The sequence below is a fragment of the uncultured Capnocytophaga sp. genome (assembly GCF_938029845.1).
Classification (GTDB): Bacteria; Bacteroidota; Bacteroidia; order Flavobacteriales; family Flavobacteriaceae; genus Capnocytophaga.
Genome location: NZ_CALHGG010000124.1, coordinates 13,201 through 34,111 on the forward strand (window position 1 = coordinate 13,201; position 20,911 = coordinate 34,111).

General features: G+C 41.4%; 10 protein-coding genes. 4 read left to right on the forward strand and 6 right to left on the reverse strand.

The window, feature by feature from the left end:
* Positions 1-24 precede the first annotated feature (24 nt).
* The 5 genes from Q0625_RS08740 to recQ form a co-directional block, all read right to left on the reverse strand.
* A complete protein-coding gene (locus tag Q0625_RS08740; protein WP_298825952.1) occupies positions 25-2,346 on the reverse strand; it encodes a GAG-binding domain-containing protein in 2,322 nt (773 codons plus the stop codon).
* Positions 2,347-2,401: 55 nt separating this feature from the next.
* Positions 2,402-2,884 carry a CAP domain-containing protein gene (locus tag Q0625_RS08745; RefSeq protein WP_298825956.1) on the reverse strand — a complete coding sequence of 161 codons (483 nt, stop codon included), beginning with the start codon at positions 2,882-2,884 and terminating at the stop codon, positions 2,402-2,404.
* 65 nt (positions 2,885-2,949) lie between these two features.
* Positions 2,950-4,644, reverse strand: coding sequence for a glutamine--tRNA ligase/YqeY domain fusion protein (locus Q0625_RS08750; RefSeq protein WP_298825959.1), 1,695 nt, complete (start codon positions 4,642-4,644; stop codon positions 2,950-2,952).
* 49 nt (positions 4,645-4,693) lie between these two features.
* Positions 4,694-5,113, reverse strand: coding sequence for a hypothetical protein (locus Q0625_RS08755; protein WP_298825962.1), 420 nt, complete (start codon positions 5,111-5,113; stop codon positions 4,694-4,696).
* Between the two features lie 18 nt (positions 5,114-5,131).
* Positions 5,132-7,321: a DNA helicase RecQ gene (gene recQ / locus Q0625_RS08760; protein ID WP_298825965.1), complete on the reverse strand. Its 2,190-nt coding sequence runs from the start codon at positions 7,319-7,321 to the stop codon at positions 5,132-5,134.
* A gap of 97 nt (positions 7,322-7,418) precedes the next feature.
* On the opposite strand from recQ, the gene Q0625_RS08765 reads away from it, so the two are divergent.
* Positions 7,419-8,384, forward strand: a complete 966-nt coding sequence (locus Q0625_RS08765; protein WP_298825967.1) for a KpsF/GutQ family sugar-phosphate isomerase — start codon at positions 7,419-7,421, stop codon at positions 8,382-8,384.
* Between the two features lie 26 nt (positions 8,385-8,410).
* Here Q0625_RS08765 and pbpC read toward each other — a convergent pair whose 3' ends face one another.
* Positions 8,411-10,744: a penicillin-binding protein 1C gene (gene pbpC / locus Q0625_RS08770; protein ID WP_298825969.1), complete on the reverse strand. Its 2,334-nt coding sequence runs from the start codon at positions 10,742-10,744 to the stop codon at positions 8,411-8,413.
* Between the two features lie 824 nt (positions 10,745-11,568).
* Between pbpC and Q0625_RS08775 the strand changes: the two genes are divergently transcribed.
* The 3 genes from Q0625_RS08775 to Q0625_RS08785 form a co-directional block, all read left to right on the forward strand.
* Complete coding sequence (locus Q0625_RS08775; protein ID WP_298825971.1) at positions 11,569-13,941, forward strand: gliding motility-associated C-terminal domain-containing protein; 2,373 nt, start codon at positions 11,569-11,571, stop codon at positions 13,939-13,941.
* Between the two features lies 1 nt (position 13,942).
* Positions 13,943-15,280, forward strand: coding sequence for a PorP/SprF family type IX secretion system membrane protein (locus tag Q0625_RS08780; RefSeq protein ID WP_298825973.1), 1,338 nt, complete (start codon positions 13,943-13,945; stop codon positions 15,278-15,280).
* A gap of 412 nt (positions 15,281-15,692) precedes the next feature.
* The coding region (locus Q0625_RS08785; RefSeq protein ID WP_298825976.1) for a hypothetical protein at positions 15,693-20,911 on the forward strand (5,219 nt) is incomplete at its 3' end.

The following is a 20,911-nucleotide window of genomic DNA, read 5'->3' on the forward strand; positions in this document are numbered from 1 at the left end:
TAATTTTTCACGCTTCTTCTTTTTTTATCTGAGTCTGTTAACTATATCAATGATATCATTAAAAGGCTTTACTATATTATTGTTGAGATAATTGGTAAGGGGAGGACCGTCCAAATTACCGTATTCTCCATTGAAATTGTCTCTGATAATATTTTCTATTTCAGTACTATGAGGGAATTCTTTGCGGTATTGTTCGGCTAAACGAACCATAATCTCTACCTCTGTATAATCAATACCATATTGATGTAAGTTTTCATAGGTATTCTTCAACTGTTCAAGGCTTGCTGTATCCTTGTTATCCTTATAATACTGTTTTGCTGCTCTAGAAATTCTTATTCCTTCGAGATAAAGTGCGTTTTGATCATGATAACGATATTTATCTAAAGGATATTTATCTAGCTCTTCTAATTCTCTTTTTAGTAACTCGTAAGTTCTGAGAGTCTCTTCAATAAGATGCTTATACTCTTCCTTATTTGTAATCTCTGTTTTGTAGTGAGGTAAGTTAGACTTATAAGAAAGAGTCATCTTCTTAGGTTCTTCATATACCACTACTTCAAAACTACCTCTGCTTTGCCCCTCAATAGTATATACATATACTTTAGTAGAGCCAACTCTGTTGGCTAAGAGATTGATTTTGTTATTATTAACCGTTCCTTGTAGAGAGGCAATAGCTTCATCGGTGATCTGTACTCTATCGGTAGTATTCCAAACGCCTGAAAAAGTAACCGCAGTGGTCTCTCCTTTCTTTATAACCGCTTTGGTAGGAGTAAAAGATAGTAATAATTTAGGAGTTACCTTAACTTCAAAAGTCCCTCTTTCTCGTCCATCAGCGGTTAATACTCGTACCTGAGTGGTGCCAATATTTTTTGCTAAGAGGTTGATTTTGTTGTTCGTAACTTTTCCCTGTAGGGCAACAATAGCTTCATCGGCAATTTGTACTTTGTCGGAGGCATTCCATACTCCAGAAAAAGAAACTGTAGCTGTTTTCTCCTGTTCAATGGTTATTTTTGCAGGAGAGAAAGACAATAATAATTTAGGAGTTACCTTAACTTCGAAAGTTCCTCTTTCTCGTCCATCAGCAGTTAACACTTGTACCTGAGTGGTACCAATATTCTTTGCTAATAGGTTGATTTTGTTGTTTGTAACTTTTCTTTGTAGGGCAACAATAGCTTCATCGGCAATTTGTACCTTATCAGAGTCATTCCATACTCCAGAAAAAGAAACTGTAGCTGTTTTCTCCTGTTCTATAGTTATTTTTGCAGGAGAGAAAGACAATAATAATTTAGGAGTTACCTTAACCTCAAAAGCCCCCCTCTCCTTACCATCAGCCGTTAAGATACTTACTTTGGTTGTACCTACCTTCTTAGCTAAGAGATTGATTTTATTGTCAGTAATAGCTCCTTGTAGTGATACGACAGTCTCATCAGCTATTTGTACTTTATCTGTTGCATTCAATATTCCCACAATACTCACTATGGTTGTTTTATCAACTTCTACTGTAGTTGTTTCTGGGGTAAAGTGCAGCTCAAAAATGGGGGTTACCTTAACCTCAAAAGCACCTCTTTCCTTACCATCAGCTGTGAATATGCTTACTTTAGTAGTACCGATTTTCTTTGCTAAGAGGCTGATTTTGTTATTAGTAATACTTCCTTGTTGAGCTACGACACTCTCATCGGCAATTTGTACTCTGTCTGTCGCATTCAGTGTCCCTACAATGGTTACTTCTGTTGTCTTTCCGACTTCCATAATAGGAGCTTCAGGGGTAAAGTGTAATTCAAAAACAGGAGTTACCTTAACCTCAAAAGAGCCTCTTTCCTTACCATCAGCAGTGGATATGCTTACTTTAGTAGTGCCGATTTTTTTTGCTAAGAGATTGATTTTGTTGTTAGTAATAGCTCCTTGTAGGGTTACGATAGCCTCATCGGCGATTTGTACCTTATCTGTTGTATTCAAGGTTCCTATAATGGCTACCTCAGTTGTTTTTCCAAGTTCAACAGAAGGTGTTTCAGGTGTGAAAGATAATTTGAATACAGGGGTTACAGTAACCTCAAAGGAACCTCTTTCCTTTCCTTCCTCAGTGAGGACTTGTACCTGAGTGGTACCAACCTTTTTAGCTAAGAGCTTGATTTTGTTGTTAGTAACAGCTTCTTGTAGTGCTGCTATCTCTTCGTTTATAATCTTTACTTTGTCAGTAGATTTTAAGGTTCCAACAATAGTTACCTCAGTTGTTTTCCCCTGTTCTATGGTTGTCTTTTCAGGAGAGAATTTTAGTTTGGTAAGTGGATGAGTGACAGGAGGTTCTATATTGTCCTCACTTTTTTTACATCCCACAACAAGAACGCTCATAGCAAAGGCTATTAGCATACAATTAAAAAGATTTCGCATATTTCTATTTTGTTTTTCATTGCTCTTCACTTCCAAAGACTTGTGTCCAGTATTTGCCATTGTAGGCTACCCCCATTTCCTTTACAAGGGGGTTCATGATATTAGCACAATGTGCGGGGCTACTGAGCCAGCCTTGGATTACGGTTCTTTCATCGAAGTAGCCCATAGCTACATTCTCTGCATAGGCATGCCAGCGATATCCCTCCTTACTTAAGCGCTTGCCAGGGTCATCACCATTTTTGCTATAATGAGTAAGTTTCTTATGCTTAGCCATCTCATCACTATGTTTCTGTGCAGCATTAGCCAGTTTTTTATTCCAAGTTAGGGGCGATACTGCAGGGTAATAGGTGTCTCCACATTGGCAACCCTGACTTCTTTTGGTGTTGACCAATGTGAGCAGTAACTCCTTATCAACAGGGAAGTGGAGATCTGATAGGCTTTCATGCTGTCCCTTAGCGATGGTACAGTAGAGCAGCAGAAGGAGCAAGAGTCTAGGCATAGATATAAATATCCTAATTAAGGTCTAACTGATTGATACTTTTGATTCTAATAATTTTTCACTTTTTACTCCTCACTCTTGACCTTCTCCCAAGTATCCTTCAGTCCTACTGTTTTGTTAAAAACAAGCTTGCCGGCTGTACTATCAGGATCTACACAGAAGTAGCCAAGACGTTGGAATTGTACTGTATCACCTGCTTTGGCTGTTTGTAGGCTTGGCTCTACATAGGCAGTAATAGTCTTGAGTGAATTAGGATTGATATAGTTTAGGAAACTATCCTCTTGGCGGTCAGGTTCGGCTACTGTGAAGAGACGGTCATACAGACGAGCTTCAGCTGTCACTGCATGAGGAATAGAAACCCAGTGGAGTGTACCCTTTACCTTGCGAGTGCTGGCTTCACTGCCACTACCACTGCGACTATCAGCATCATAGGTGCAGTGAATTTCGGTAATATTGCCTTCGCTATCTTTTACTACGCTTTCTGCCTTGATGATATAGGCATTCTTTAGGCGTACTTCTCCTCCAAGTTTCAAGCGGAAATACTTCTTATCAGCTTCTTCGCGGAAGTCCTCACGCTCTATGTATAACTCACGAGAGAAAGGCACCTTGCGGTAGGTCATAGGAGTTACTTCTGGATTGTTTTCGGCATCGAGCCACTCCTCTTGCTCTTCTGGATAGTTGGTGATAACGACCTTCACAGGATCCAATACCGCCATGACGCGATTGGCTTTCTTGTTGAGGTCTTCACGTACACAAAACTCTAAGAGAGAGACATCTATAAGGTTTTCACGCTTGGCAATACCGATAGTGTCGGCAAATTTGCGTATAGCCTCAGGGGTGTAACCACGACGGCGCAAGCCTGAAATGGTAGGCATACGCGGATCGTCCCAACCCGCTACATATTTTTCATTAACCAATTGTAATAGCTTACGCTTGCTTACTATGGTATGGCTAAGGTTACGACGGGCAAATTCACGTTGTTTAGGGCGTACGACCTTCTCCCCTTGAGGTATGATCTGATCCAAAAACCAGTCATATAGCTCTCTGTGAGGCAAGAATTCCAAAGTACATAGAGAGTGAGATATTTGTTCTAGGTAGTCACTCTCTCCATGAGCCCAATCATACATAGGGTAGATGTGCCACTTGTCACCTGTACGGTGGTGGGAAGCATTCATGATACGATAGATGATAGGGTCGCGCATAAGCATATTGGATGAGGTGATATCTATCTTGGCACGAAGTACATAGGTGCCATTGGCAAACTCTCCATTTTTCATACGTTCAAATAGAGCGAGGTTCTCCTCAGGAGAGGTATTACGGTAGGGACTCTCTGTACCTGCAGTGGTAGGAGTTCCTTTTTGAGCCGCAATTTCTTCTGAGGTTTGCTTATCTACATAGGCTTTGCCTTGCTTTATAAGCATTACTGCCCACTCATATAGTTCTTGGAAGTAGTCAGAAGCGTAGCATTCTTTGTCCCATTTGTAACCCAACCAGGCTACATCACGACGGATGGCATCTACGTATTCTTGTTCTTCTTTGCTAGGATTGGTATCGTCAAAACGCAAATTTACAGGGGCGTTGTAGCGTAAGCCTAAACCGAAGTTTAGGCAAATAGAGCTCGCATGCCCTAGGTGCAAGTAGCCATTAGGTTCTGGGGGGAAGCGAAAACGTAACTTCTCGGATGAAAAACCTGCAGCGAGGTCTTCCTCTATGATATTTTCTATAAAATTGTTAGATCTTTCTTTGATTTCTTCTGCCATTTTTAGGTGTTAAGTTTTAGGTTTTAGTTTGAATTACAAGATAAAGTATTCAGAATTTCCAAGGAGTCATTCTCCCAAAGAAATTAATAACTACCGATAAGGTAAAGCCATTAAAAGTAGCTTCATTTCTCAGAGGTAAGGAGTAGCCCGCTTGTATCTGGTATTTGTTAGTCAAGGATAGCCCCATACGTGGGGTGATAGCGTGGGTGTTGACTGAAATTCCCATACCGAAAAGCATCATATAGAGATCTGCTCCTATTTCAGGGACAAACTGTATTGTACCCTTATGGCTGCCCACATGAGAGCCTGCATAATAAGATAACCCTGCGTAGAAAGGATCAGAATTGTTGGACACTCCTGCAAAACCATAATGATATGCCTTATTGGTAAAAGTATAGGCAGTGCGTAGCCCAACATATTGTCCCTTTGCTAAAAAAGGGAAAAATAGTAATAGTAATAAGGTTCTCATTTATAATTAATCATCATTTTAGTTTCCTACTTCGCTGATAAATTTGATACGATAGAGGCGCAATTCGTCGTCCTCATAATCTCCCCCAAACTCCTTGGAGGCTATCGAAATCTTATCTGTCTCAGCTTCTAGGAAATAATCATGGAGTTCTTCCTGTTGCTCTTCGTCTAAAATCTCGTCTACCCAATAGTTGATATTGATCTTAGTACCACTATATACGATTTGCTCCATTTCCTTAAGGAGCTCATCTAAGGAGAGTCCTTTGGCCTTGGCAATATCAGGGAGCGGGAGTTTCTTATCTATGTTTTGGATAATGAATAGCTTAAGGGCTGAATTAGCTCCCGTGGTTTTTACAATAAGATCTTCAGGGCGTATAATATCATTTTCCTCTACATATCTTTCTATCAGGGAGATAAACTCTTTTCCGTATTTCTTAGCCTTTCCTTCGCCTACTCCAAAGACATTGGTAAGTTCTTGGATAGTGGTAGGGTATTTCATACACATATCCTCCAAGGAAGCATCTTGGAAGACTACAAAAGGTGGTACACCAAACTCCTTAGCCACTTTCTTACGTAAGTCCTTGAGGTATTTTAAGAGGGTTTCATCAAGAACAGAAACCGCATTTTTGGTAGGTTCTTCTACATCTTCCTCGAAGTTATGGTCTTCTGTCATCATAAAGGAATGTGGATTCTTGAGAAAATCACGTCCCTTATCAGTGAGGAACATGACCCCATAGGTCTCTATATCCTTGCGGATATAATCATTGACCATGACCTGACGAATCAGCGCCATCCAAAAACGACTATCAAACTCCGCACCACAAGCAAAGAAATCCTGTTGGTCAAAGAGGTTGGACTTGATAATAGCCGAATACTTTCCGGTCAGTACGTTCACTAAGTCCTTGGCTTTGAGTCTTTGTCGAGTCTTGTCAATTACATCCAAGAGCATAAAGACTTGGTCTTTGGCTTCTTTCTTAGTCTTAGGGTATCGCATGTTATCGTCCATATTGGCACCTTCCCCATTGATCTCATCAAACTCTTCCCCGAAGTAGTGCAAAATGAACTTTCGTCGGGAGCTGGAGGTCTCAGCATAGGCTACCATATCCTGTAAGAGTGCTTGTCCTACTTCTTGCTCGGCTATGGGCTTGCTAACCATGAATTTTTCTAATTTCTCTATATCCTTATAGCAATAGAAAGCCAAGCAATAGCCCTCGCCTCCGTCACGTCCTGCACGTCCTGTTTCTTGGTAATAGCTTTCAATACTCTTGGGAATATCATAGTGAATCACAAAGCGCACATCGGGCTTATCAATTCCCATCCCAAAGGCAATGGTGGCTACCACTACCTCCACTTCTTCCATGAGAAACATATCTTGGTGCTTAGCACGGGTCTTGGCATCAAGTCCTGCATGGTAGGGAATAGCTTTGATACCATTCACCTGAAGGGTTTGTGCCAGTTCCTCCACACTCTTACGGCTTAGGCAATAGATAATACCCGACTGACCTGGATGTTGCTTGACAAAACGAATAATATCACTATTGATATTCTTTGTTTTGGGGCGTACCTCATAGTATAGGTTGGGTCGGTTGAAGGATGACTTGAATACATTGGCTTGAGGAATTCCCAAGTTCTTGAGGATGTCCTCTTGTACCTTAGTGGTTGCTGTGGCAGTAAGGGCTATGATAGGGATGCCTTCGCCCAAGCGCTCAATAATCGTTTTGATATTTCGGTATTCAGGGCGGAAGTCATGTCCCCATTCGGAGATACAGTGCGCCTCATCTACCGCTACAAAAGAGATATTGATAGTCCTAAGAAAGTCTGCATACTCATCCTTCGTCAGAGATTCAGGGGCTACATACAGCAACTTGGTATCACCATTACGGATATCCTCCATGACAGTACGTATTTCTCCTTTGGTAAGAGAAGAGTTCAGTACATGAGCTATTTTATCGGTGCCAGAGATGCCACGTACAACATCTACTTGGTTCTTCATTAGGGCGATAAGTGGAGAAATCACAATAGCAGTCCCCTCCTTAAGCAAGGCAGGGAGCTGGTAGCAAAGCGATTTTCCGCCTCCAGTAGGCATTAAGACAAAGGTATGGTTACCCTCCATAATGCTACGGATAATGTCTTCTTGTTTTCCTTTGAATGCGCTAAAGCCAAAAATGCTTTTTAATGCTTTTTGTAAATCAACATTATTAGTACTCATAATAATATGTAGTATTTTATATGTAGTATTTTTTTTTTACTTTTGCAGGATAAAATTACAACTTTTTTTTTAAGTGGCAAATTTAAAATCAACTATTTTGGAAAATTTTAATAATGTACTTGATTTTGCTCGCAAAACCATAGAAACAGAGCTCTATTCTTTAGAGAAATTAACAAGTTTTTTAGATGAAAACTTCCCTCGAGCAGTGGAAGCTATCTTACAATCCAAGGGTCGTGTGGTCATCACAGGCATAGGAAAAAGTGCTATTATTGCCCAAAAGATGGTAGCAACGATGAATTCCACAGGTACCCCTGCGATCTTTATGCACGCTGCCGATGCCATTCATGGGGATTTGGGAATGATACAACCTTCTGATGTGGTCATCTGTATCTCCAAGAGTGGTAATACTCCAGAAATCAAGGTATTGGTGCCACTGCTCAAGCGTGAGAATAATCCCCTCATTGCTATCACAGCCAATAAGGAGTCTTTCCTTGCCACTCAATCCGATTATGTACTCTATGCCTATACTCATAGGGAAGCCTGCCCGAACAACTTAGCCCCGACTACTTCCACCACTTCTCAATTGGTTATTGGGGATGCCTTGGCGGTAGCTCTTATGCAGGTAAAGCAGTTCGGCAGTGCCGATTTTGCCAAATATCACCCTGGGGGAGCTCTTGGCAAGCGACTTTACCTTACCGTAGGGGAGACCATAGCCAAGAATCAAGTGCCCATAGTAGCTCCAGAGACGGATATCAAGCAAGTGATTATAGAAATCTCTCAGAAAATGCTAGGGGTAACAGCAGTACTCGATGGCGAACGTATTGTTGGAGTCATCACCGATGGGGATATCCGCCGTATGCTTAGCCGTTATGAAGAGATTAAGGGACTCAAAGCCCGCGATATCATGTCCACCAGCCCCAAAACCATAGATGCAGGGGTGCTTGCTGTGGATGCGCTGGACTTTATGCAAAATCACAAAATTACCCAGCTATTGGTAACTCGTCAAGGACAATATGTAGGTGTAATACATCTGCACAATCTGATACAGGAAGGAATCATTTAAGTGAAGAGTGAAAAGCGAAAAGTTTTTCACTCTTCACTTTTCACTACTATTGTTTTCTCATTGCCTCGTGTATCCATGCATTTGAGTAGGTGGGTACCTTCGCTTAAGTAGAGTTTCATGTCATGGAAGTGGAGTGTTTCTCCAAGGAAATGGTTGTCCAAGTACCAAAAGAGCTTACCTGAGTACTTATAAGCAACACGGGCGATGATAGGCTGAATACTGCCACCTAAGCCTTTGACAGGGTGTAGGGTAGCCCCATGTTTGGGGTAGATAAAATCCAAAACCTGCTGTTTATTGCCCTCTATACAATCCTCTCGCATAGGAGGGAGTACTTGATAGGTAGGGTGCTTCTTCTTATAAAACCATTCCATAAGAGGGGGAAGGACAAACCAACTTTCCGAGCGCATGGCAGCTATGTCCTCACAGTTACTATTGACCTGCCAAAGACCATCGGGGGAGAGGTGTACCCATTTGTGATACTTACATAGGGCAGTTTGTAGTTGCCCTTGTGGTACCCAAATAGTCTTTTTAGGACATAAGTCGCTAGCTATCATACCACTGAGGGTACATACTTCTACTTTTTGTAGGTCTTCCCAAGGGGTATCAAACCACTTGTCTTTTTTCAATAGCTGGAATATCTCCAACATCACGGGGGCAGCTGTTCCAACCCCAGTAAGTTCAGGGCGCCCCTCTCCGGAGGCATTGCCCACCCATACCCCTACTAAGTAGCGAGAGGTTAGGCCAATAGCCCATGCGTCGCGGTTACCAAAGCTGGTGCCCGTTTTCCAAGATATTTTCCTTGACGAGGTATAGTAACGCCAAGCGGAATCAAAAGAGGGGCGGTTTACTTGGGTCAGTGCCTCAAAAGTCTTATAGATAGCGCCTGCGGAGAAGTGGTTTTTCTCTTCCTGCAATTCTCCATAATCACGGTTGTTCTTCAGGTAGGTGAGTTTTTGGAAGGCATGAGAACGGTATTTGCCTGTCTGAGCAAACTCATTCAGCTCGAAGCCCATATTAGCATAAGCCTGAGAGAGTTCCCAGAGGCTACTCTCTGCGCCACCGAGGATAAGGGATAGCCCATAGTGGTCAGCAGAGCGATTAATGGAACGTAACCGTAGCTTTTGCAATTGCTGATAAAATCGGCTGATGCCATATTGTCGCAGTAACAATACAAAGGGAATATTCAGGGAGCGGTACAGCGCCTCATCAGCAGGGACAGCCCCTTCGTAGGTGTTTTCAAAGTTTTCAGGAGAGTAGCCGCCGATATGAGTGGGGACATCTGCGGTAATCTCTTGAGGGAGTAACTCACCACTATCAAGCATAGCCGCATAGAGGAAAGGCTTGAGCACACTCCCTGTACTGCGAGGGCGGTGAATGATATTCACATCTTTCTGGTGCTCCTCATCGGTAGGACTATTCCCTACATAGGCTAGGACTTCTCGGCTATGGACATCTACCACCAGCGCACAGAGGTTATGTACCTCAAAGCGCTTATAGTGTCGGTGGTATTTGGCTACCACCTCCTGCACGCGCTCTTGTAGGTAATAATCTATGGTGGTGAGTTGTCGCTTGTTGGGAGCAGTGCGCGCGATCCGCTCCACAAGGTGAGGGGCTATATTTGGTAGTTCATGGGGTCGCTCCACCAAGGGTTCTTGCAAAGAAAGTTCATAAGTTGTCTTATCAATGGTATGATTTTTGAAGAGCTTTTCCAGTAGGAAATCACGTTTCTTTTTTAAGGTTAGTTGGTTGCGTCCTGGGTATATAAGACCTGGTGCATTGGGAAGCACCGCCAAAGTACAGGCCTCTGCCCAAGAGAGTTGTTCTGGGGAAACCCCAAAATAGCGCCAAGCAGCCATATCTGCTCCTATCACATTGCCTCCAAAAGGGGCATGGGAAGCATAGAGGGCAAGGATTTTTCCCTTAGAGTAGCGAAATTCTAAGCGGGTAGCCCAGATGGCCTCCACCAATTTTTCCCCATAGGTACGCGCTTTGTTCTTACGAGCCAATCGTATCACCTGCTGGGTGAGAGTACTCCCCCCACGTATGGTACGACCATGGCGCAGGTTGGTAAGTAACGCCTTGGTAGTAGATACAGGATTGACCCCCCAGTGGTAATAAAAATGAGCATCTTCGTAAGCAAGGAGAGCTTCGCGTAGCTTATGAGGTACGGAGTCTCGCTCTGGGAAACGCCATTGTCCATCAGGAGCAATTTTACCCCCAAGGAGTTTGCCCTCTCGGCTCTCCACTATAGTGGCATAGCCTTCCTTAAAAAGCGTACGAGGCAGACAAAAGATATACCATAATAATAGTAAGCATCCTATGGCGGTACGTATCTTATGCCTACGAAGGTAGTTTATCATACAAAATAAGGGTTGGTGTATCACTACCACAAAATTACATTGTTTTTGCAAAAGAAGCAAATCTTTTTTAATGGTCAATTATTAATAATACGAATCAAGGTTTAAAAATTTTTTGTATAATCTGATTCATTAAGGTACAATAGATCAAGACGCAATTTATTGCGTCTCTACGGAAGAATACGGTCATCCATAGTTATTTTAGCCAGCGTTAAGGTAGAGACGCAATTCATTGCGTCTTATTGGTGTCAAAATAGAGACGCAATTCATTGCGTCTTACAAAGATAGTGAAAAGCATTTCAACAATAATTCATTATCAATGGACTGGTTTCAAAATAGAGGCGCAAATCATTATATTTTACAAGATTAGAAATTTTAGCCTTCAACTATTTAGTATTTTATTATGTATTACATACAAACTATGTAGTCTCTCTATTTGTAAGTATTTAATGTTTGTTTAACTATAAATGAAGGGGAAAGGGTATCTGTATAGCGTATTTTTTTAGAGATAACGGTAAAGTAAGAGTGATTGTTTATAACATTAAGAAATGTTAATAACTTTTTGTATAGCGTCAAAAAAAGGAAAAATATTTCTGCAACCCCTTATATTTGCCAAAGGGTGATGAAATTTTTTTTATAGACAGATAAAAAAGGGAAGCGTTAAGATGGATAATTTTTGTTTGAAGAAACCAACTAATAAAAACTTTTTTATATATTTGCGTTGCTTTAGTGATTGGCTAAAATCACCTAAAATAAAATATTTAAATAAATTATAAATTAACCAATAAATTTAACAAATAATCAATAAAGAGCCTATTATGAAAAAAATGAGATACTTACTATGTATGATGTTGGTGCTGCTTATCCAGACTCTTTATGGGCAGACGCAACGCGAAATATACAGTATAATCACAGGGAGTGGAGGTGCCAATAATTACTATTGTGTACGTAACTCCTCTGGAAAAGTGAATGTAAAATTCAAGTGGAAAGGAACTCGAGCCAATGTGGATAATAAGTTTATAGCAGAACTCTCAGACCCTAATGGAGATTTTTCTTCTCCTGTGAAGTTAGGAGAGCTTCCTGGTCGAGGGAATCAGTCTGATATATTTGAGATTCCTTTTTTTCTTCCTACCACTACTGATGGAAAGCAATATAAAATACGTATCCGTAGCACCTCTCCAGAGGTAATAGGGGTCAGTGATCCTTTTGAGGCACACCACTTGGGTGATGCCACTCCTTTGCAACTGAATAACTTCCAGGGAATAGAGATATGTCCTGACTCTGAAGGTCGTACGATTTCAGTAACAGGGGGGACAACAGCTTCCTTATATAAGTGGTATAAAGATGGCAACCTCATAGAGGGAGCTACAGGCAGTAGCTATACTGTAACCCAGACGGGAACTTATTCGGTAGAGCCTGATTTTGGTCGTTGTGCGGGTTCTATGCGTTCCAATGAGATCCAAGCCACTTTACCTGGTTCGGCTAATTCTATGGGAATTAAGATAAAAGGGGATGCTACTCGTGATATTTGTACAGGACAAATCATTACTTTAGAGACCGAAATAACCAACGAACAACCAGGTTTTACCTTTACTTATCAGTGGTATAAGGATAATACCCCTATAGCGGGGGCTACCTCGGCTACCTATCGAGCTACAGAGGCAGGTACTTATAAGGTAAGAAGCGTACCAGGCTCCAATTGTCCTATGACTTCCACAGAAGTAAAACTCAATACCAGAACTACTACAGGTCTACTGACCATAGAGGGAGGGGAAACCCAAGTAAAGTGTACAGGTCAGACCCTTACTTTCACAACTCAATTACAAGGAGGTATTACAGGTACTTATAAGTGGTATAAAAATGGTACTGAAATAGCAGGAGCTTCAGCTAATACCTATGGAGCAACCGATGTAGGGAGTTACTATGTAACTCTTACTGAGGCAGGAGGGTGTGTGATTAAGTCCAATGTGGTAAATGTAACCAATCGCTCTGGTGTAGATCCAGGTAATATCAAATGGCTTGGCCATACCAATGGAGAGGTAGTCTTTGCTTTTCCTTATCGCCGCCCTGTTATTGAATTGGATATACCAAGTACTGAAGCGCTTACTGTAAAGTGGTTCAAGGAAAGTGATCCTGCCAATATATTGCAAGAGAATACAACCCGCTCTTTCCAAGTGCCTTCTGAGGGAACTTTTGTGGCTGAGGTATATGATGCTTGCCATACCAAAGTAAGCACAGGAGTACTTAAGCTGCAGATTAAGGAACCTTCTCGCTATATCCCTACTATTGGCTTTAAACAAGGAACTTCACCTTGTGGTTCAGGACAGGCTATATTGGAACTTTCCAGCTTGGAAGCGGTGATTGTCAACGGAAGTGAGCAGAAAAAGACCCTTGTGCCAAGTACTGATTATGATAAATATACTCTCCAATGGAAAAAGGATGGAACAGAGGTAGGAACAGGCAAAGAACTTACTGCTACCCGTTCTGGCTCTCTTAGTGTGTATAGACTTATGGTGAATGGTGCTTTCAATTCCAATGAAGTCAAGCTTGTGGATATCAAGCTCCCTACCGCTGTACGTATAACTACTAATACAGGAGTGGCTGAATTGCAAGACAAGCGTGCCTTAGATCTTATTCCAACCTTGACTGGTAGTTTTCAGCAGGAACTCTTTACTTATACTTGGAATTATCGTAAGGATGATAGTCAGCCTTGGACTCTTAAGAAAGATGTAACTAATCAGACGGATAAGAAATATACCATTCCTGCCACTCCATACAAAGATCCTGCCTTCAGAGCAGCAGTGGGGCAATACCAGTTTGTTGTGAAACTCAAAACGGGTCAGGTGAGTATAGGAGGAGAAACGATAGACTTGACTCCCTATGCAGAGAGTTGTGGCAATACCGAAGGGATTATTAATATCACCTATTCTGTTTCCTATGATGGTAATGAGATACCTAATACACTATTGCTCAGTGGGGAGGATGTCAATCGCAAATGGATGCTTCCTGCCGAGTGGGCGGGTGCCAAAGTAACTATCTATAAGCAAACAGGAGAGATTGTCTATCAGTCAAACCAATATAATAATGACTTTCCGAATTTTACCCCACCTGAAGGCCAGAAGGGGGCAGCCATCTACTATTTCTATATTTTAGAGAAAGATGGAAAAACAGAAAACGGAACCATAACGCTATTACAATAGAATGAAAAGAGGACTTTATTATAGGATTTGTATCTTGTTCTTGACAGTGGCTTCGTCCTTAGCACAAGAGCAAAAGGGTTTTTATGTACCTTATCAGATGCCTACCCATGCCTTTGTAAGGTTTAACACCTTTGTAGCCAACCCTGCTTTTCCCTTGGTAGTCAATTATCAGGAGCACAATGTAGGGCTTTACTACCGAAACCAGTGGATGGGCTACAAAAATGATAATTTTTCGCTCATGGGACTTTCCTATGGGCGTAATTGGCGTGAGACTAGTTCCATGAACCTCTTTCTATATAAGCGTAATGTAACAGTGATGTCCAACTATGGGATAGTGCTCAACTATGGACACCTCATTCACCTCTCTGATAATGTACGTATAGGAATGGGACTTAACTTGATCCCTTCTTTTAGTGGATTGGACAAAGGGCGCATTCGTGTGGCAGATCCTGCCGACCCACTCTTACAGTTGGGCAACTCTTTTGATTTTGTTCTACAACCAGGTGGATATATTGCCTTTGGGGACTTCTATGTAGCAGGAACCGCAGAGAATCTTATAGACTATTCCTCAGGAGCAGCTAAGGCAATGACCGAGTTCCGAGATAAAACCTTTACAGCACACCTTATGTATCGCAAGGCGTTGGATTCCAGAAATGATCTTTTAGAAAATGGCTATTGGTCAGTAGCTTTTCGTGCTGCTAAGGAGTTTGATGGGTTCAACTTTGGAGGTCATGCCATGATAGACCTGCCCGCTTTGGGTTGGGCTAATGTAGGTTATACCCAGCGCAATGGACTTGTAGCAGGATTGGGCTTTAACCTCCGTCAGCAGTGGAGTATAGGGGTAGAATATGAAAATGCTCTTGGCGTCAAGGTGCCTCAGTTGGGTAGTACTTTTGGTGTGTATCTTAACGTACAGTTCGGAGGTGACCGACAGAAACGTACACCACCTGCTCCTCCTAAACCACCACGTCCAAAGATTGTCAAAGTGGAAGAGCCTAAGAAAGAAGAACCTTTGGTAAAACATGATTCATTAGTAAAGCCAAAACGAGTCAAGCCAAACCAAGCACCTGTTGCAGTCAAGACAGAGACTATGGAAGGGGTGCCTGCAGGACACTATGTGGTCATTGGGGTATATGCCAACCCACGTAATGCTTATAACTTCATCCAACAGATGGGACAACGTTATGAGGTAAGCTCTTTTAAGAATAAGAAAAATGACCTTACTTATGTATATTTAGGTAAGGGGGCTCTTTCACTTGAAGATGCTCAGAGCCTAATGCGTAAATATATGCTCAATGTGGATTTCATAGGAGGTATTTGGGTGCTAGAAGTGAAGTAATGAGCTAATGAGACAATTAGCCAATGAGTCAATTAGTCAATGAGGTAATTAGATAATTAGATAATGAGCCAATTAGCAAATTGACAAATCGACAAATTGGCAAATCGACAAATTGGCAAATCGACAAATTGACAAATTGACAAATTGACAAATTGACAAATTGACAAATCGACAAATTGGGACATTGGCAAATCGTTAAACTTGTCACAAACTTTTTACTTTTCATAAAATAAATACTTTTAGTTCTAAAAAATTATATATATTTGCCCAAAAATATACACCTTATTTTTATATAGTTAGAATTTTTGTAACATATTGATTAATAATTAATTAGTCAATGTGCTGCTTAATCAATAACCATGATTATAAATAATCACTAACAGCTAAACAAGTAAGATAATAACCAAAGATTATGAAACTGAAAATATTCTTCCAGTATGCACTGACTGCTGCCTTATTAGTTTTAGTAGGGACAACAGCTTTAGCGCAAGCAGGTTTTAGTACCGCATTTGATAATGGGGGTAAGACTATCAGAGGGAACTATCAATTGATAGGAAATCAATCTGATGCTTCCTATAATCTCAACTTACCAGTGATAGATAACTGTCCCTCTACAGTAAAGTGGGCACGCCTCTATTGGGCAGGTCATGCTGGTGGGGGCAATATAGATCAGGTACGTCTTAAAGGTCCTGGAGGACTTAATAGAGCAGTACAAGCAGGGGGCGGACACAAGGAGTCCAATGCGGTAGTGTGGAATGATGCTGACTACCTTATCTATCGCGTACAGTTCACCACTGGACGAGACTTGGACATTCGTGTGACCATACAAGAACCTAACTTGGGTGTAGCAGGTTGGTGTAGAGGTTATCCTAGTAATTCTAATTATGCAGAATGGAGTGGGGATAATACAGGACAAGGTCGTGAGGCAATCCTCTTTAAGGTCAACAACATGCGTGCTGCTGGAATCAATAAAATCAAGTTTAATTATAGTACTTGGTGGTTTGGAAGCAAAGGAGATAATGTAGCCATCTTGGTAGAGGGCTACAAAGGAGGTACCATGCAAAGGTCAGGTTATGACTGGGTCAATGTAGGAGGAACTCGTGTAGGTACCTATACATTTGATCCTGTAGATATAACGCAAGTAGGAGGAGGATGCCGTCCTGATCCAGGTAATGTGGGAGATTTTGAATATACCTTCAATGATGGACGATTGATATGGTATAAGCCTGATGGTACTCGATATGTTGCAGGACAAAATGAAGACTTGGATCCTACCAAGACTATTGTTAATGACGGAACACGTGTTACTGATGACTCATACTACTACAAATGGGCAGATGTTACAGCCGATCTACAAGCCTTGGCTACCGCAGGTAACCTTAATGGAGCTTATGAAGTAGATGGTATATATAACGAAGGAGGTGCTAGCTGGAAGTTTGGTGCTGGCTGGGCATTAGTGGTCGTCTATGAAAACCCTAAGTTAGGAGAAGAAAGAATTATCAAGATACAAGATGGTTTTCAGCGTGTGGGAGCAGGAGCTGCAACTACCTCAGAAGATACTTTCAGTGGCTACTTAAAACCAATAAGGGGATCAGAGCTGTTTGGTCAGGTAACATTGGGTGGGGAACCCAATGTGCCAGGAGACAACTTTAAAGTGAATACTACCCAAATTTCTTATAATGGTCGTACACCCTCTAACTTCCTCAATGGTACAGTGACCATACATAATGAAGCAGCACAAGTCAATAATCGAGGTTGGGATGTTTCTATATTTGGCAATGATAACATTATTCCTGTAGGTAGTACTTTTTTTAAAACTACTTATGTGGCTAATGAGGGGGGCTATGATGCCTTTATTAAGATAGTGAATGCAGTCTCGGCAGTAACTGTACATCCTGTTTATGATATAGAGACTAAGGTACTTAACACTGCCAACGTAGATATAGAAGGACAACGGGTGCCTCTTAATACAGAAGCTAAGTACCAAATAAAAATGCGAAACATAAGTCGTGATTCGATAACATCCCCTAAATTGGAGGTACTCCTACCTAAGAACCTATCTTATGAGGGAATAGAGGGAGCACTACCTGCTGGGGTAAGTACACCTACCTCAACAAATGTAGCAGGGCAGACCTTGCTTACATTCAATATGACACCTGGAGCACTTCCTAATAGAGCTTCAGATTTTAAGACGATTACAATCAAGGTAAAAACAACCAATGACTGTAATGCACTTATAGATGCTTGTAGTAATAGATTGAGTATACAGCCTAAGCTGATCTATACAACAGCTAATCCTACGGAAAATAAAGAACAACTCTCTCATAAAAAATTAGCAGACTGTACACCAGCTGCCACTACCTTCTATATAGAGGATGCACCTTGTGGACAGTCAAGTCGCAATACTTTACCCTACTGTGCCGCCTTTGAATTGGACGGTGGGGCTGGATATACTTCTTATAAATGGACAAAACAAGGACAGGGAGTGGTATCCACTAGTCAGAGATATCAGGTAAACGCTGTAGGTACTTATATACTGGAAAGAACAGGAGGGCCTGCTGATTGTGCAAATGTCTCTACCAAGACTTATATAATACAACCACGTACGGGTAATGATGCGCTTCACCCCTTGCGCAATAATGACAAGGTAGTGGAAAAGCAAACTTGTAACAATACAGGTTTGGATTACTTGCAGGTAGCTCTCTGTGGTACTTATGTGGATTTGACTGCTGCAGATACAGGTTTGCCTGATGACAAGGTAGAGTGGTATAAGTATACAGGAAGTACCTCTCAGCTAGTATCTTCTTGTCCACCTGCTTCTGTAGGGGTAGAACCTGGTAACTGGAGTAAATTAGGTACAGGTAATACCTTTAGGTTACAAGCATCTGAAGTACATAATAATGGAACTCACTTTGCCATATTGCTTAAGCATCCTAGTGGTTGTAATCTTGATTACTACTTCCGTGCTTATAAGAGTGAGATGACCTATTCTTTGGATAAGGAGAATATCATGCCGCTGAATTGTGGTTCAGGAGCAGGTGCCCGTGGTTGGCTCAAGATAAGTCGTATTCCAGATACCAATTACCAATATAAAGTAGAAGGTCCTTCCAACTCCATAGGTTGGACAGATGTCCCTGGACAAAGTTTTGAACGAGAGGTAACTGTAGCAGGACGCTATAAAGTAACCCTACGTCCTAAGCTTGCTCCTGGTGCTTCTCAGTACCAGAATAATGTATGTAACTTTGAAAATACAATTGATGTAGAAGCTACCACTTCTACCAATACCAATCCAAACTTTACCTTGAGTAAGACGGATGTACTCTGTGTGGGTACAGACCCTGCTACAGGTATCCTTAATATACAGCTTTCTAACCAGATAACCCTGCCTGTATATGTCACAGTGACCAAACAGGGTGGAGGACAAGTAGTGAAGTATCTGGCTAATACAGAAGCCTTACGTAGTTCTGAGAACTTGACAGGAACAGATCTTACTAAGCTCAGAACTTTGGGCAAGGGTACCTATGAGGTGACTATACAACCTCAATCACGTACGCAGTGTACTTCACCTGCAAGAACGATAGAAATTAAGGAAGTACCTCAGCTTAAGATACTTTCTACCACTTATAAGGATCCTTCTTGTGGTCCTAGCAAGCAGGTATCTGTAACCTACCAAGGAGGTACCCCTCCTTATACAGTAAAGCTATCAGGTGATAATGTTTCTGTAAATATTAATAATGGCACTTCCTTAACTGCTACTATTAACTTTGACGATCCTCGCTTTACCCCTGCAATAGGTACTAAGAACTATACAGTAGAGGTGATAGATAGTAATAGTTGTACAGTGTCCAGGGCAGTGGTCTATAAGTTACAAGCACAACCTACTTTTACTCATACAAGTACTCCTGCGGATTGTGCTCCTAATGCAGGTACTATCAAAATGACTCTTAACAATCCTCAGTTTGATCCTGCTAGGTATACAGTACAATATGCTATCCAAAAACAAGTAGGAAATGCTTACCCTACAACAGACACTTGGATCAAACAGTCTTATCCTAATGGTACCTTTACAGGTCTTACCGCAGGTAAGTATCGCCTAAGAGTATATTATACAAGAGCAGGTGTTACTTGTTCTTATCCAGCTGAATCCTATCAGACACTTAATAATGGTCGCTTAGAATATCTTACTGGACCTGACTTTGATAATAAGGAAGAAACAATCACAGAGGGAGCAGGTCCACTTAAGGGTTTTGCAATGGTTTCTCACTTGGCTTGTAAGCCTTTGGAAGATAATCCTACAAACCATGCACATGCTTCTATAAAAATTTCCAACCTATCAGGAGGTAATGGTACTTCTGGTGGAGTAGGTCCAGGAGGAAAGTATCAAGTAAGCTTGGATGGAGGTACTACTTGGGATGCAGCGCCACCTTCTATGTCAGGAGTAGGCTTTGTGGCTAACGATTTACGTTTTGATAATGTGCCTGTTGGTACTTATACCGTAAAAGTTAGAAGCAAAGCGCCAGCAGGAGGAGTAGCACCTTGTGAAATTTCATTTACAATACAAGTAGAAGCACCTTTGGCAAAACCTACCTTTGATACTAATATAGTATATGATTGTGATGGTGCTGCACGAGTAACTTATTCAAATGAACGTAATGACTATAGTTATCATATAGAGACTGCCAATAATCAAGCCTCTCTGCCTACTGAGTGGAATGGTAACTATGAGCGTGTAGGCGCTCTAGGAGAGCAAACATTCCTTAAGACTGATGCAGGAACCACTAAGTATTCACGTATCTTCTATAAGAAAAAAGTCAATCCTAAGAAACTCCTCTTCCGTGAGGACTTTGGGCAAGGAGTTGCTACTAATTTTGCAGGATTAGGACGTGATTCTGATACCGCTATCTCTCCTAATTTGACTTATGGATATCCTTGTTCCTTAGGTCCTAATAAGTATGCAATATTAGGATATAGTGATTTCCATCATATATGGTGGTCAGGAATAGGACCTTGTGGAATAAATGCAAGTAACCCTTCTCAACAGGTCTTCTGGATAGCTGATGCCCCTAAGGATCATACCTCTGGTGGCACTCAGGATAAGGGACGCTATATGTATATAGATATGGGTACTAACCTTGGACTTGGAGAGACCCTTTATGAAAAGACAGTAGATATAGAACCCAATGCACCTATAGGCTTTGAGGTATATGTATTGAACTTGAATAGAATGAATGCTCCTGCAAGTTATTGTGGTACAGTACCAACTAAACCAAATATTCGTGTGAGAGTATTGGATGCCAATACTAATGTAGAGTTAGGACAAGTAACTTCTGGTGATATACCTTATAATTCATTAGGTAATACCGAGTGGGTGCGTGTTTCTTCTGAAACTATAGGAGATATTAACCCAGGTAACGTTACTCGTGTAAAAATACAAATACAAAATACACGTAACCACTGGTGTGGTAATGATTTTGCCATAGATGATATAGAAGTATGGCAAGGACCTGTACATTGTCCTACCTTACATGTGGATGCTACATTTAACCTTGAAGCTGGTAAAGAGCTCAAAATCACATCTCTTACGGAGACTGAAGAGAGTTGTAATGGTAAGGATGATGGTAAGATAGAGGC